This is a genomic window from Hydrogenispora ethanolica, from assembly GCF_004340685.1.
GTDB classification, from domain to species: Bacteria; Bacillota; UBA4882; order UBA8346; family UBA8346; genus Hydrogenispora; species Hydrogenispora ethanolica.
On record NZ_SLUN01000016.1, the window covers coordinates 56,643 to 71,083 of the forward strand.

A 14,441-nucleotide genomic window follows, 5' to 3' on the forward strand; every position below is an offset into this window, starting at 1 on the left:
CAAATAGCATTTCCATTTCTCATAAAAGCAGGGACTGCCGAGGCGGCAGTCCCTTTGGTTTTGCGAGGGTGATCTCCCAATTCGGATCAGCCATCCATTCCCAAAGTTTGGGACGTGGAACGGCCGTCCGGCAACTGATGGCGATAGTAGTCCACGATATATTCGAGCAGCCGTTTGCTGACCCGGGCTTTATTCAGCTTCAACCCGATCTCCCGGATCAGCGGTTCCATCTGCTCCGAATGCTGACGGTCCGATCGGTCCCCGCAATGATGCAGCGCCAGATATTTCCCTTTCAAGAAAATCGCCGACAATCTGGCCTCAAGGGAAGCCCGCCGGTAAGTCTCCACTTCCAGCTGCCATTCACCGCAATCCAAGCGCGCCGCGGCGCCGTCTCCCCCCGGATTGCCCGTTTGGGCGGCCGGCCGCGCTTGCAATGCCGCGAAGGCCCTTTCCAGCTCGGCCGCCCTCGCTTCCTCCCGGGCCACTTCCGCCTCGGTTACCGCGGGGACCGGGGATTCGTCAAAAGCCGTTTTTTCCCCGATTTCTGCCGGCAACACTTGGATCGGGGCTTCCCGCTTCAACACCGCCAAGGGGGCCGGCGCCATTTCCAACTTCAGCGTCACAATCTGTTTCGGATCGATCTTCAGACGGAGGGTCCGGCCTTCCAAAACCGCAATCGCGGCCTCTTCTTTTTCATTGAGACCGGCATAAGCAGCTTTCTTTATCTTCAAAAAGCTGGTCAGTGTGGCCTCCAGCGGCTGCTCCGCCGGATTGTGCAACCGCACGATCAGCGCCGTGCCATCTTCCGAACGTTTCAGGGCGGTCGCTTTCACGGCGCCGTCCGGAGATTCGACATTCAGCCAGCCGAGCCTGGCGGGCCAAGTTCCCGGGTGCCGGTCGGTCCGGACGATACATAGCTCATGATTGAACTGATCGGCGGCCTCGAGCACCTTACCGGTCCGCCAATCCCCCGGATGCGGATAGAAAGCGTAGTTAAACTCCATTGTCCGTAAGCATTGGGCGTCGGGAACGGCGATCATGGGCCCGGCGTCTCCGGTCCGGGTCAACAGATCGGGCCTGGCGATCCAGCCCACACCGCGCAACAAGGTCAGGGCAATCGTGTTCTGCTCCGGCAGGATCTGGTATTCCGGCAGGCCCTGGTTGAGCACGGCCGCTCCGGCCCCCTTTTGCCGGTCATGGATATCGACGAAAGTGCGCTGTGGAAAAATGGTGGTCGGCTCCGGCTCGCGCGCCCCGATGATGATCCGCTGGACTTCGGGGGAGAGCTTGGAGTCATCGAACGGCGGCGGGATGATCGGCCGCCGAACCACATCAAATTGGGTTTCTGCCTCCGCGAACTCACTGGAGAGCCGGGTCGGAAAGAGCACCCGCAAGCGGTGATCCTTGACCGTATTGCAGACTGTAGTCCGGAATTTTACGACCGCCGAATCGGCGCTGACCGTCAGCCAAGTAACCAGCGGCAGGCGACGCCTTTCGGCACTGCGGCTTTTCCGGTCCGGGCTCAAGCCTTCCGGCACTTCCAGCACGGTACGGATGCGGATCCCGGCTTCCAACGGCCCCATCGCGCACCATTCGATGGCCGCCGGCCGCTCCTTGCTCGTAATCAATTGATCCCGCTCCGGATAGGAATAATTGTATTCATCGCCCGCATCGGCGCCATCCTCGAAGACCAGCAGGTCATGGTAGATGGTTCCGGTCAATTTATCGGTCACTTCCAGCGAACCGTCGTCCCGGACAGCCACCCGCAAATAGCGGTTTTCAATGACCCGCGCGGCAACATCGACCGTGACCGGAAACGGGGGCGCCCCGCCCGCGCCGTGTTCCGCCGCTCCGGGCAGCACATAAAGGCTCTCATAGCCCAGGGCCGGAATCTCCGGCACCCCGATACGCAAACTCCTCCCGCCGTCCCTTTGGAACGGAAGAGCGTTGCCCGCGCTGTCCCGGATGCTGATCTCCGCCGGAAACTCGTCCGGAATGGCAATGACCCCGCCGCGCTGGCGGAATGACGTATTGACGACGATCAGGTTGGCGAGGGCCGCTTCGTAGCCGCCAGTATCAACGTTGGCCGCCAGTTTCCGCAAATCATCATGGAACAGCTCCGCGGCGATCCGCTCGGAACACTCCAGCCTTTCCTCCATGTCGGCATGCACGTCATCGACGCTGACCCCGCAGATGCTATCATGCGGATGGTTCTGCAACAGCAACTTCCAGGCCTTGGTCAGGCAATCCCGGCGGTACTCCCCGCCCAGGCTCCAGAGGATAGCCTCCAGCGGCTCGGCGTATTTTTCGAGCCGTTTTTGGCAGCGGTCATTCTGGATCTTCAAGTACATCCGGCTCGATAACACTCCCGGAAATACCGAGATGTAACGGCCGCTGTAAAGAGCCCCGCGCAAAGTCGGCAATTGGGGCTGCTCCTTTTGGACAGCCGCCAGATATTCTTCGGGAATGCTCTGTATCACTTTAAAATCGCCGCTATTTCCCATTCCCCCTTGGATCAAGGGTAAAACATCATCCGGCTCCATCTCTTGATCGTAACCGTTCATCAGCAACACATTGGCGGTGGAGGCGAGCGGCCGGAGCTTTGCCACTTCGTTGCGGATCCGGCCCTCCATCATGCCGCTCCGTTCGGCCAACCGCATCGCATTCCGGTAGCTGCTTAAAAAATAGATCGCCAGGAGCTTGCCGCCATCCGGCCCCTCCCAGTAAAACTCCGAACGGATCTGCTCCGGTTCCAAGGCCACGCCGCGCCAGACGAACACTCCCGGCAGGTTGAAGCCCCGGTGGATCTGGACCGTCTGGGAGATTTGGCCGAAATTATCCAACAGCCAGCCGGCACGCATCGGCTCGCCGAACTGCCGCGCCACCGCCTCGCCGATCAGCAGGTTCCGGATCAGCGCCTCTTCGCTGACCAGTTGCCAGTCAAGCTGTAAATAATACGGTCCGATCAGCAATCGCTTTTGGTTGACGTATTTTTTTAACCGGGAACGCGAGCGCTCGACATCCTTTCCTTGTAACTCCAACTGCTCCAAATAGTCCTCGATAATTAGGGTCTGTCCATCCAAGACGAACCGGTAAGCCGGCTCCTTTTCCAGCATGCCGAAGAGCGCCTCAAAGAACGGAACCAGCCATTCATTCGTATATTTGCTGCTTAAGTACCATTCACGATCCCAATGGGTATGGGAAATAATGTGGGCGGTTTTCATCGTGTTCATCCAATGACTCCTTTTCCAACTCTACTGAATATGGCGGCGTATCGCTTAACCTTTGACGGCTCCTTCGACCAGTGCCGCGACAATATATCTTTGCAACAAAACAAACAGGACGGCGGTCGGCAAAATTCCCAACACGCAGGCAGCAGCCAAATAATGGGTGGTAACCGCCTCGGTGGTGGATTGCAAATTCACCAACGCCACGGAGATCGGTAGTTTGCTGCCGTCATCCACCAATATGAACGGCACCACGAACTGCGACCAGGCATTCACCGCGATTAACACCGCCACCGAGACGATGCCCGGGGTGATCAAAGGGATCAGGATCCGGCTCAAAGCCTTCAGCCGGCCGCAGCCGTCGATGCGGGCCGCTTCATCCAGCTCCTCGGGGATCGTATCCAGGTACCCTTTCAGATACCAAACCGCAAAGGGCAGGTTGAGCGCGATATAAACCAGAATCAGGGCGACATGGTTATTCAAAAGCCCAATCCTGCCGAAATAGCGGTATAACGGGATTACCACCACCAGCGGCGAGATCATCTGAAAAGTGAGAATTCCGAAGAGCAAGCTCTTTTTGATCGCAAACTTGATCCGGGTAAACGCATAAGCCGCCGGCAGGGCCATCAATAAAGTGCCGCCCACGGTAAACAGGACGATGTAGGCCGAATTGAGCAGATTCTTCATGATCCCGGTATTTTGAATCACAAACCCGTAATTATCGATATTGAAATGTTCCGGCAAAAGTCGCGGCGGCAACTGGAACAATTCCGGCACTGTCTTGAATGAAAGCGACAGCAACCAGATCATCGGGTACAGAAAAAACAGGCCGGTCAATAGATAAAATCCGTAAAGAACGGCCCGTTTCCCAGTTTGGGCTTGGCCTCTCACCATTTTCCTCACGCCTCGCTCTTTTTCATAAAGTAATAATAAACGGCGGCCATCACGGTATTGATCGCCAGCAAAAAGACGGCGATCGCCGAGCCCCGGCCCAGATTGAGCATTTGAAAGATCTGGGAGTAAGCCCCGAGCGCCAGCACCTCGGTGCTTCTTCCCGGACCGCCCCCGGTCAGCGCCATGATCATGTCAAAAGTATTGAACGTATAAATCGTATTGAGGATCAGATTGATCAGGACCACCGGCATGATCGTGGGAATCGTCACATTGGTCAATCTTTGCCAGGCGTTGGCGCCGTCGACCTTGGCGGCTTCCATGATCTCCACCGGGACCGTCTTGAGTCCGGCATAAAGCAGAATCATACTTTGGGCCGTGCCGCGCCAGACATTGGCCACCGTGGCCGAGATGACCGCAATGGCGGGATCGGAGAGAAAGCGAACCGGGCCCGCGCCAACCATGGTCAGCAGGTAGTTTAGCAACCCGCCGGGCGCTTCGCTGTACATCATCCGCCAGATGATGCCGATGATCGCCCCCGGGATGACCATGGACATCAGGACAATCGTGCGGATCAACACCGTGCCTTTCAGATGGAGCTTTTCTCCTTCCGTGACCGAAAACGCGATCAGGAATCCGAGCAGCAGTTGGCAGAGCACGCTGAATGTTACAAAAACACCGGTAACCCTGAGCATATCGGAGAAACCCTGGTCACGAAAGAAGACCAGAAACGATTCGATGGTATAGCTATAATTCAATTGCCCGATCCGGGCATTGGTGAAGCTGAACCGGACTACTTCAAACAAAGGATAAATAAAGACCAGTAACAGCATCACGAAGAGCGGCGCCAGCCAGGGAACCGGGCTTTCGCCCAGTCCCCTCCGCTCTTTGGCGCTACAGTTCCGGTAGTCGTCGCTCGCCAGTTTCATCGTATCAACATCCTTATTTCCGAGAGTTCACATTGCGCCATGCATCGTCCACGGCCTGTTCCGGAGAAGCTTTTCCGGTCAGAACATTGCTGATGGCAATCTGGATCTCCTGAGAGATGGCGGGATAAACCGGGGCCGCCGGCCGGACCCGGGAGTACTGCAACTCCTTTTTAAACTTTTGCGCAAAGGCGTCCGAGTTAAAGAATTGCGCCTTTTCAAAGACGCTCTTGCGCGGCGGCAGATATCCGCCTGCCTTGCACCAGCCTTCCATCCCCGCATTGTCCACATACAAGCTGATGATGAAATCCGCCGCCAATTTCCGTTTCTGTTCGTCCTTGGTGAAGATCGTCGATACCCAGCCGCCGGAGGCGCTGACCCGCACCCCGCGCTTGGCCATGGGAATGGGAGCGACATCCCATTGTTCATTAAAGCGATCGCCGATCACCGAACGCAGTTGGTTGGCCATATTGCTGACGCCCACAAACATGGCCGCTTTGCCGATGGCCAACTCTCCCAGCATTTCGGGGTCGCTTTTATAGTTCAGCACGCGGATGGGAGTGATCCCGGTGTCCACCGTATTTTTGAGGAATTTTAAGTAACTGATCATGGCTTCCCTGTTTTTACCCTGGCCGAAGACTGGTTTTCCGCTCTCATCGACCAACTCGCCGCCGAGTCCCCAGTAATACGGCAGGGTATTCATGGTGACATTCTCATCCCGGCCGGCCGAATAGAGCAGGGTGTCATAGCCTTTGTCCTTCAACTGTTTTCCGAGCTTGAACAGTTCCGGCCAGGTCTTGGGCGGATTCTTCACCAGATCCTTGCGGTAGAAAAGGATCCGGACATCCGTGGTATACCAGAGACCCAGCGTTTTGCCAGCCGGTTTCATCACTTTTTGGGCGAAGGGAAACCAGTCTTTCACATTGAGCTTTTTCTCTTTCATGACATCGTCGATGGGCTGGGCGTATTTCGCGAAATTCGGGAAGATGTACGAATCAATGGCCGCCACGTCCGGGGCCCGGCCCTCGGCCGCCTGGACCAGAATCTTGGCCATCGAATCGTTGATGGCGATGGTGGTTTGAATCGGAGTGATTTTGACATCGGGATGCTTTTCAGCCCATTCTTTCGCCTTTTGCATCAGATACGCCACTTTGGCCTTGTTGGAATCCCCCAGGGAATGGGCGGGAACCGGTTGCCAGGTGATCTCGATCTTGGCATTTTCATTCCCGATCAGTTGCGGAGTGACCACGATCTTATCGTTGGAAGCCCCATACCCGACTGCGCCCAAACTGAGCACGAACAATAGCAACAACCCGATCAGCATTGTTTTCTTCATGATCTCTTCCTCCCTTTTCAATACCGGATACCTAAACCAAGCAACATGGAGCTCTTTTTGGGTTTCATCCACTCCTCTCCGCGGTGCGGTCATCCGCGTAATCGTTCCCGCATTCCCCAAAAAAAATTAGCGGCTGCCGCAAGAGTCACGAATGATCAATTGCGGTCTCAAGTTGATATATTCATAATGGGTTGCCGGCGCCGCCGCCTCTTTGTCCCGGTTAATCCGTTTCAGCAACAGCTCCATCGCTTTTTTGCCCATCTCGTACTTGGGCTGCAGGACGGTAGTCAGCTGAATATCCAGATATTCGTCGATCTCATCATTGTTATAGCCGATGACGGCCACGTCTGCCGGGACTCTCAAATTATGCTCCCTTAATGCCTTGAGCGCCCCAATGGCCAAACTGTCGTTGATGGCGAAAATCGCCGTATTCTTACTCTCGTTCTCGGCAAGATAGCGCCCTACCGCCAAATAGCCGTATTTCCGCTGATTGGTCATTTTTTCGGTAAAAGAGATGATTCCTTCGTGCTCCAAACGGTTATCTCGCAAGGCTTTCCGATACCCTTCAATCCGTTTCTCAATCGTGCTGCAGGGATATTCCGGGCCGATTAGAATCGCGATGTTGCGGTGGCCCAACCGGATCAGGTGCGATACGGCTTCATAAGAGCCGAAAAAATCATCGGTGGTCACAATATCGGTCGCGATCTCCGGGATATATTTATCAATGAAAACAAAGGGGATCCGCTCTTCTTGCAGTCGGCGATAGCATTCGGTATCCACGCCGTAAGTCGGGGCAACGATAATCCCGTCCACCTGTCTTTCGGCGAATAAATTCAGCAATAATTTTTCCTTATGGGGATCACCGTTCGAGCAGCCCAGGATCACGCCGTAATCATTCTGAATGGCGCTGTCTTCGATCCCGTTAAAGATATCGGAAAAGAAATGCCCGGAAATTAAGTCGTTAAAAATCAAGCCGATCGCCATGGAGCGTTTGGAACGCAGCCCACTGGCGAGTTTATTCGGGAAATAGTTTAATTCCTGAGCGGTTTTGATGATCAGATCATAGGTTTCCTTGCTGATGCGCGGCTTATTATTCAACGCGCGGTACACCGTGGTTTTGGAGACTCCGACCTTATTGGCGATATCATGAATGGTTACGGCCATGGCGATTTTCCTTTATGATAGAATGGCTTGCCGGACCAAACTTCGGCGCAATCCTGTTCAACTCCAAAGCTTGGTTTGTCAAATGCGTTATCGGTTACGCAATATAAATTATAAACCGCCGCCAAGATCACTGTCAATGTTTTTCTGAGTAACCAAACTTTTCTGGAGGAGTTGGGAGGAGTTGCTCGTGCGAAAGTCGACCGCTCCAAAAAAGGGGGCCGCCTTTTGGGCAGCCCCTTTTTTTTGGATTCCATTCGATCGCTTTTGTTTAACAACCCTTCCAAAAAACCCGTGCTCAAGCCGCCGGTTTGACCGCCTCGGCCGCGGCTGCGGCCGGGCGTTGGCATTCCCGGTACACCGGGCTGATCACTTTCCGTTCCTTAATATACTGGATCATGGCATCCCGGACCGGAATGCCGGTGTCCTTGATATGCTGCCCCTTCTGGAGCGAGGTGTAGTTGTCGCCGCCGGCGAACATAAAGTCGTTGGCGACCACGGTATACAGTTTATTCGGGTCCAGGGGCTGACCGTTCTCCAGAGTGATCGTTACGATCCGCTGGCCGAACGGTTTGCTCAGGTCGTAGGTGACCTTCAGGCCGGTGACTTGGCCGAAATAGCCGACCTTCGGATTACCCAGGCCGTTCTCGACGGCCTCGCGGACCTGCGCCCCGGTCAACTCCGCGGTGACCAGCGTGTTGTCGAAAGGCATCAGCCGGTAGAGATCGCCCACGGTGAGGACCCCTTGATCCAGGGAGACCCGCAGGCCGCCGCCATTCTGCATGCCGATCTGGGCGCCGGTCAGCTGGCGCATGATGTCGCAAGCCCACTCGCCCATCAGCGACGGGCCTTTGGTATCATGGACCAGGGCCACCTTGGTCTCGCCGATCTGCTCGGAGAGAATCGGTTTGACCTGTTCCAGGTATTGGGCGAGGATCGCCTTGGTGGCCTCATCCTCCTGCAGCGTGCTCTGGCGCAGGAACAAATGGTCCAGCGAAGCCTGGGCCGAGACCACTTTGGGCTGGTCCCTAGCCACGATGAAGCTCAGGCGGCCGACGGAACGGCCGTTATAATACGGCATCACATAGGGGACATTGCCCGCCTTGCCAACCACCATGTCATGAGAGTGTCCGGCGATGATCCCGTCCAGGCCCGGCACTTTGGCCAGGTCGGCGGCTTCGCCGCTGATGGCGCCGGACTTATCCTGCGCGCCGCCCATATGGGTCAGGGCGACGACGATGTCGGCGCCGGCCGCCCGGACCACCGGCACGTAGTGGGCCAGGACCGCCACGGGATCCCGGAACTCAACGTCCTTGACATTCTCGGGGTTGGTCTTCCAAGCCGTTTCCGGCGTGGTCAAGCCGATGAAGCCGACCTTGACCCCGGCGACGGTAATGATCCGGTACGGCTGGGCGTAGGCCACCGGTTGCCCGGTCTTGCGGTCGTAAATGTTGGCCGCCAGGAAGTCGAAGCCGCCGTCCGCCGCCCAGCCGGGAATACGCTGGCTGCCCCAGTCGTACTCGTGGTTGCCGATGGCCGACAGGACGATGCCCGCCTCTTTAAAGCCGGCGCTGACCGGCTTGCCGTAGAGCAGGTTGGACTCGGCGCTGCCCTGATAGTTGTCGCCGGCGCTCACCAAAATGCTGTCCGGATTGGCGGCCTTCAACTTCTTCAGCTCGCCGACCAGGTTGGCGATGCCGATGTTCTTGCCGCTTCTCGCCAGCGAGCCGTGGAAGTCGGTGATCGCCAGCACGTCGACGATCCGGTAGTTCAAGGCGCCGTCCCGGCAGAGCTCGTAGACGTTCAGGGCTTTGACATTGGGAGTACGGCCGTCGAAGGAGGCCGGAATCTTAATCTGCCCGGCCCGGACCTTTTGATAGATCTCCGCTTTGAGCGGGCTGTCAAAATTGACCCCGGTGATCTTCCAGTTATTGTCGAGCTTCGGAGCGACGGTGCCCACCTTCTGGACATAAGCGACGATCAGGTCGCGCAAGCGGCCTTTGTCCCCCAGCTGCTCGTAGGAGTCGTAGACCTTGTCGGCTTCATTGAAGTATTTGTCCTTGACCATGTTGCCGAAACGGTAGTTATTCACGGCCAGGGTGAGGGTCATATCGTCGGTGACCGGCTTGCCTTTGAAGGTCAGGTTCTCGATGCGTCTGCCGGCCGGCGCCGCGATGTTGATCTCGTAATTGACCCCGGCGAACAGGTCGTAATTGTAGCCCCGGATGTACGGATTGAAGCTGACGGTGACGTCGCCCGGCTTGGACTGGTTATAATACTGGGCCGACCATTCCATGTAGTTTTTCAGCTGTTTGCCGGTGACTTTCACCGCGATCAGGGTGTTGGTGTACTTGTAGATGTTGGCGACGTCCTTCTTCTTGAAGTCGCCGGGAACCAGGTTGGAGCTGTTGCTGAAGAGGGCCGCCGCCGAAACATCGGCCCCAGTGTAATAGAGCTGCACCTCATTGATGAAGTCCATCAACGCGGTATCCTGCACCTGGGCGGTGGGGATCCCCGGCAGCACTTCCAGGCCGGGCAGGAAAGCGCCGGATACCTTGCCGATGACTGTGTTCACATCGGCCAGCGATTTGTCGTGGACCCATTGGAACTTGGCCGCCAGGTCCGGGTCGGCCTTCACCGCCAGGGTGTCAATGTTGGTGCTGCTCTTATCCTGGACGGTCCATTTGCCGTTCACTTTGGCCACGGTCAGGTCGATCCGCGAAACTTTGTTCCCGCTGACCTTGGGCTCGACCACCAGCACGCCGTTGATGGTCTGGCCGGGGATGTCGGAATGGGCATGGCCGCAGACCACCGCCGTCAACTCGGGATTGGCGGCGAGCACCGCCTTGAGGCCCGAAGTTTCGTCGCCGTACTCCGGATCGACCCCGATATGCATGACGCCGATGAGCACATCGGCTTTTCCTTTTAATTCGGCGATCACTTTTTTGGTCTCGGAGACCGGATCGGTAAAGGTCAGCCCCTTGAAATTATCGGGGGTGCTGGCCTCGAAGCGCGGCACCAGCGGATTGGTCATCCCGATGATCGCCACCCGGACGCCGCCCTTGTTGATGATCTTGTAGGGTTTGACATAGCGCTTGCCGTCGGCGCGGTAGAGATTGGCCGCCACCACCGTGGCCTTGGAGCCTTTGATGCACCGGTTCAGCACATCCAGGCCGAAGTTGAACTCGTGGTTGCCCGGCGTCCAGGTGTCGTAGCCGATGGCGTTCAACGCCTGGATCATCGGATGGACCGGCTCATCGTTGAAGAGCTCGGCCATATTGTCCTGGATGGTGTCGCCATTGTCCACCACGATGGTGTTGGGATTCTCGGCGCGCACCGCCTTGACGACGGTCGCCACCTTGACCAGACCCGAGCCGGGTTCCTCGCTGTCAATGGCGTAATCCCAGGGGAAAAGCCGGCCGTGGAGATCGCTGGTGCCCAAGATGGTAATCCGGACACTGTTCTCCGCCTGCGCCGCGTGGATCCCCAGGAGCCCGAAGAGCATAACCAGGCTGAGGAGCAAGAGCCACGCTTTTTTCATTCGCAACATCATAACACCTCCAAAGTTATTTTGACAGAATATTGAATTCGCCCATCTCCATCTTTTCCCTGCTCGCGTGAGCGATTCAACAAAATTTAACAACCCTTCCCGGCCCCGTTCCGCCGCCAGCGCGATCCGCTCCGTTTCGGATTAAGAAATTCTTAAGCCCCCCTCCGGGGGTCCGATCCCGGCGCATGAAAAGGCCGCGCTTCCGGCAAGATAAATCAGCGGCGTCATGATTAAATTTGCATCCTTTGCGAAAAACCTTACACGCCCGTTGCTTTCGTAAGGGTCCATGCCGTTGCTGTCGACCGGGAGGCTGCCCATGACCGAGGAACTGATGGCCCGCTTCATCGCCTACCAGCGCCAATTGACCGGACGGGAATACCTGAGCGCCCTCATTCTCTACCTGGCCGCGCCGACCATCGCCGGAGACAAGCCGGCCAGTTTATTGAGTTTCGTCCCCAACCGCCGCCGGCTGGACCTGCTCTGGCAGGAACACCGCCGGGAACTGGCCCGGCGACTGGGACGGAGCTACGGCCTGTCGCTGTGGGAGATGCCGCGCCGCAGCGGCGGAATGGCGGTCCTCTTCCACCACCGCCTGCGGCTGGCCGCGGTGCTGGCGGAGCGGGACAACCGCTCTTTCCTGGCGGAGTCGGGCTACCCGGCGGGCCTCGGCGTCATGGGCTGCCTGAGCCTGCTGCGGCTGCGTTTCCAGAACGGACCCTTCCCGCACGAGGCCGGGATCTTTTTGGGGATCCCCGCCGCCGACGTGCGCGGCTTCATCGCCAACCGCGGCCGGAACTGTCTTTTCAGTCGCTACTGGAAAGTCTATCACCAGCCGGAAGCGGCCGCCGCGACCTTCGCCCGTTTCGACCGGGCCCGGGAGACGGTGCTCCGGGCGCTGCTCGCCGACGGCGGCGAATAATTTCGAATCCGTCGCGCGGAGCGTCGCAAGGCCCCGGAAATTCTTCCCTGGGCTTTTCCGGTTCTGGCGAAGGATTCGGAGGGTCAGCCATGGAAGTTGGAAGGTCTTCTAAGCGGTTTGGAAGAGCTGCTTAACGGAATGGAAGGACTTCCTTCGGAGCGGGAGGAGGTTCTTTTCGTGATTGCCGGTCTTCTCCGGGGAATGGCGGGACTTCCTCGCACTGCAGCAGGGTACTGTCCGCACATTCCCTTGAGCCTCTTCGCACAGGCTGATGCTCGCTTGGAAAGTACTTCTCCCGGACACTGCTGGAGAACATGTAGGTCTTTTTTCAGCGGTTTATTATTGTCGCCTCCGGGGTGTTTCCGCCTGAAGGCGGGCAGGGAGTGAGTCCTACCAAGTTGCATTCTTTCATTTTAGATGCTGAACAAAAATCTCTACTGCCAGATATTTTGTTCAGCATCTTTTTTAAAAAGGATGAATGCAACTTGGTATTACTCCCTGCACCCGGCCGCCCAAGGGGACGCTGCTTCCCCTTGGGTATCCCCGGGGGCGGCCGGTCCGTCCTTGGACCGGTAAGGTAAATGGACATGGATGGTTTGCCGCCGGCCTCCCTTGCCGGCGGCTTCCGGGTCCGTTCCGCGCTGCCGACGGCGGTGATTTCATCCGCCATCAACGCCGCGTCGCCGCCTTCCTTGGCGGCGGGACCCGTTTTACCCTAGTTCACCAGAGAATAGAGACCCAAAGATAGAATGAGATAGGGCGGACCACAGCGGTCAGCGCGGCGTTGCTTTCTCGCACAGGATTAAAATTCCCAGCGGCAACTCTTCTGCATGAAAAAACCCCCTATCTCTAATCAAGGGGGTTTTCAATCGATTTACCTTAATGACATCCGGTGAATTTCATGATTTCACGGCAGGCAGCTCTCGCCCATCAGATACTGGTCGCACTCCCGGGCCGCTTCGCGGCCCTCGTGAATGGCCCAGACGACCAGGCTCTGGCCGCGCCGCATGTCGCCGGCGGCGAAGACGCCTTGGACATTGGTGGCGTATTGGCCCTCGGCGGCCTGGGCGTTGCTGCGGCTGTCCCGGGCCACGCCGAGCTGGTCGAGGAGCGTATCCTCGGGACCGAGGAAGCCCATGGCCAGGAGAACTAGCTGCGCCGGCCAGACCTTTTCGCTGCCCGGAATCTGTTTGGGCAGGTAGCGGCCGTTCGCGTCTTTCTCCCAACGGACCTCGACGGTATGGACCTCCTTCAGCCGGCCTTCCGCGTCGCCGACGAACTGAACGGTGTTGATGCAATAGATCCGCGGGTCGACGCCGTAGACCGCCAGGGCTTCCTCCTGGCCGTAATCGACCTTGAGTACCTTCGGCCACTGCGGCCACGGATTGTCGGAAGTCCGCTCCAAGGCGGGCTGGGGCACGATCTCGAACTGCACCAGGCTCTTGCAGCCGTGGCGCAATGCCGTGGCCACGCAGTCGGTGCCGGTGTCGCCGCCGCCGATCACGATCACGTCTTTCCCCTGGGCGGAGATATAATCGCCGTCCCGGTGCTCCGAATCCAGCAAGCTCTTGGTATTGGCCTTCAGGAAATCCATGGCGAAATGGACCCCGGCCAGGTTCCGGCCCTGGATCGGCAGGTCGCGGGGCTTGGTGGCGCCGCCGCAGAGCAGGACCGCGTCGTGCTCCGCCAACAGGCGGTCGGCGGGATAGTCCTTGCCCACCTCGACGCCGGTCCGGAACTGGACCCCCTCGGCGGCCAGCAGCCCGACTCGCCGCGTCACCAGGCTCTTATCCAGCTTCATATTGGGAATGCCGTACATCAGCAGTCCGCCGACCCGGTCCGCCCGTTCGAAGACGGTCACCGAATGCCCGGCCCGGTTCAACTGGGCCGCGGCGGCCAACCCGGCCGGGCCGGAGCCGACCACCGCCACCCGCTTGCCGGTGCGGAGCGCCGGCGGTTCGGGGACGATCCAGCCGGCCGCGAAGGCCCGGTCGATGATGTCACATTCGTTATGCTTGATGGTCACCGGCGGTTCATGAATGCCCAGCGTACACGAGCCTTCGCACGGCGCCGGACAGACCCGGCCGGTGAACTCCGGAAAATTGTTGGTTTTGTGCAACCGCTGCAGCGCTTCGCGCCATAACCCCCGGTACACCAGATCGTTCCATTCGGGGATCAGGTTGTTCAGCGGACAACCGGAAGCCATGCCCTTGATCAAAATACCGCTATGACAGAACGGAATGCCGCAGTCCATGCAGCGGGCCCCCTGAGTCTGGCGCTGCTCGGCCGGGCCGGGCAGATGAAACTCCCCCCAGTCGGCGAGCCGTTCGCGCGGCGGGCGGTCCGGCGGCACTTCGCGTTGGTATTCCATAAATCCGGTAGGTTTACCCATTGTACTTCCTCCAGTCAAGATCGGGGTGCAATCCGAAAA

8 protein-coding genes are annotated in these 14,441 nt (G+C 58.0%); 1 reads left to right on the forward strand and 7 read right to left on the reverse strand.

All coding sequences use genetic code 11. From position 1 onward, the window contains the following. Positions 1–86: 86 nt before the first annotated feature. The 6 genes from EDC14_RS13780 to EDC14_RS13805 form a co-directional block, all read right to left on the reverse strand. A complete protein-coding gene (locus tag EDC14_RS13780; RefSeq protein ID WP_132014887.1) occupies positions 87–3,233 on the reverse strand; it encodes an alpha-mannosidase in 3,147 nt (1,048 codons plus the stop codon). A gap of 45 nt (positions 3,234–3,278) precedes the next feature. Next, positions 3,279–4,121 carry a carbohydrate ABC transporter permease gene (locus tag EDC14_RS13785; protein WP_132014888.1) on the reverse strand — a complete coding sequence of 281 codons (843 nt, stop codon included), beginning with the start codon at positions 4,119–4,121 and terminating at the stop codon, positions 3,279–3,281. A gap of 5 nt (positions 4,122–4,126) precedes the next feature. Beyond that, positions 4,127–5,047, reverse strand: a complete 921-nt coding sequence (locus EDC14_RS13790; protein WP_132014889.1) for a carbohydrate ABC transporter permease — start codon at positions 5,045–5,047, stop codon at positions 4,127–4,129. Positions 5,048–5,060: 13 nt separating this feature from the next. Then, positions 5,061–6,380 carry an extracellular solute-binding protein gene (locus EDC14_RS13795; protein ID WP_165908012.1) on the reverse strand — a complete coding sequence of 440 codons (1,320 nt, stop codon included), beginning with the start codon at positions 6,378–6,380 and terminating at the stop codon, positions 5,061–5,063. Between the two features lie 126 nt (positions 6,381–6,506). Continuing rightward, on the reverse strand, positions 6,507–7,544 hold the full coding sequence (locus EDC14_RS13800; protein ID WP_132014891.1) for a LacI family DNA-binding transcriptional regulator: 1,038 nt from the start codon (positions 7,542–7,544) through the stop codon (positions 6,507–6,509). 295 nt (positions 7,545–7,839) lie between these two features. Further along, a complete protein-coding gene (locus EDC14_RS13805) occupies positions 7,840–11,091 on the reverse strand; it encodes a 5'-nucleotidase C-terminal domain-containing protein (RefSeq protein WP_132014892.1) in 3,252 nt (1,083 codons plus the stop codon). Between the two features lie 316 nt (positions 11,092–11,407). Between EDC14_RS13805 and EDC14_RS13810 the strand changes: the two genes are divergently transcribed. Then, the gene (locus tag EDC14_RS13810; RefSeq protein WP_165908013.1) at positions 11,408–12,010 is read left to right on the forward strand and encodes a DUF3793 family protein; all 603 of its coding nucleotides are present in this window, start codon (positions 11,408–11,410) and stop codon (positions 12,008–12,010) included. A 907-nt stretch (positions 12,011–12,917) separates the two neighbouring features. Here EDC14_RS13810 and EDC14_RS13815 read toward each other — a convergent pair. Beyond that, complete coding sequence (locus EDC14_RS13815) at positions 12,918–14,402, reverse strand: glutamate synthase subunit beta (protein ID WP_132014894.1); 1,485 nt, start codon at positions 14,400–14,402, stop codon at positions 12,918–12,920. Positions 14,403–14,441 lie beyond the last annotated feature (39 nt).

Bases quoted from the DNA above. Each gene is read 5' to 3' on its own strand.
- EDC14_RS13800 (WP_132014891.1), bottom strand. From the start codon at position 7,544: ATGGCCGTAACCATTCATGATATCGCCAATAAGGTCGGAGTCTCCAAA.
- EDC14_RS13795 (WP_165908012.1), bottom strand. From the start codon at position 6,380: ATGAAGAAAACAATGCTGATCGGGTTGTTGCTATTGTTCGTGCTCAGT.
- EDC14_RS13805 (WP_132014892.1), bottom strand. From the start codon at position 11,091: ATGTTGCGAATGAAAAAAGCGTGGCTCTTGCTCCTCAGCCTGGTTATG.
- EDC14_RS13815 (WP_132014894.1), bottom strand. From the start codon at position 14,402: ATGGGTAAACCTACCGGATTTATGGAATACCAACGCGAAGTGCCGCCG.
- EDC14_RS13785 (WP_132014888.1), bottom strand. From the start codon at position 4,121: ATGGTGAGAGGCCAAGCCCAAACTGGGAAACGGGCCGTTCTTTACGGA.
- EDC14_RS13810 (WP_165908013.1), top strand. From the start codon at position 11,408: ATGACCGAGGAACTGATGGCCCGCTTCATCGCCTACCAGCGCCAATTG.
- EDC14_RS13790 (WP_132014889.1), bottom strand. From the start codon at position 5,047: ATGAAACTGGCGAGCGACGACTACCGGAACTGTAGCGCCAAAGAGCGG.
- EDC14_RS13780 (WP_132014887.1), bottom strand. From the start codon at position 3,233: ATGAACACGATGAAAACCGCCCACATTATTTCCCATACCCATTGGGAT.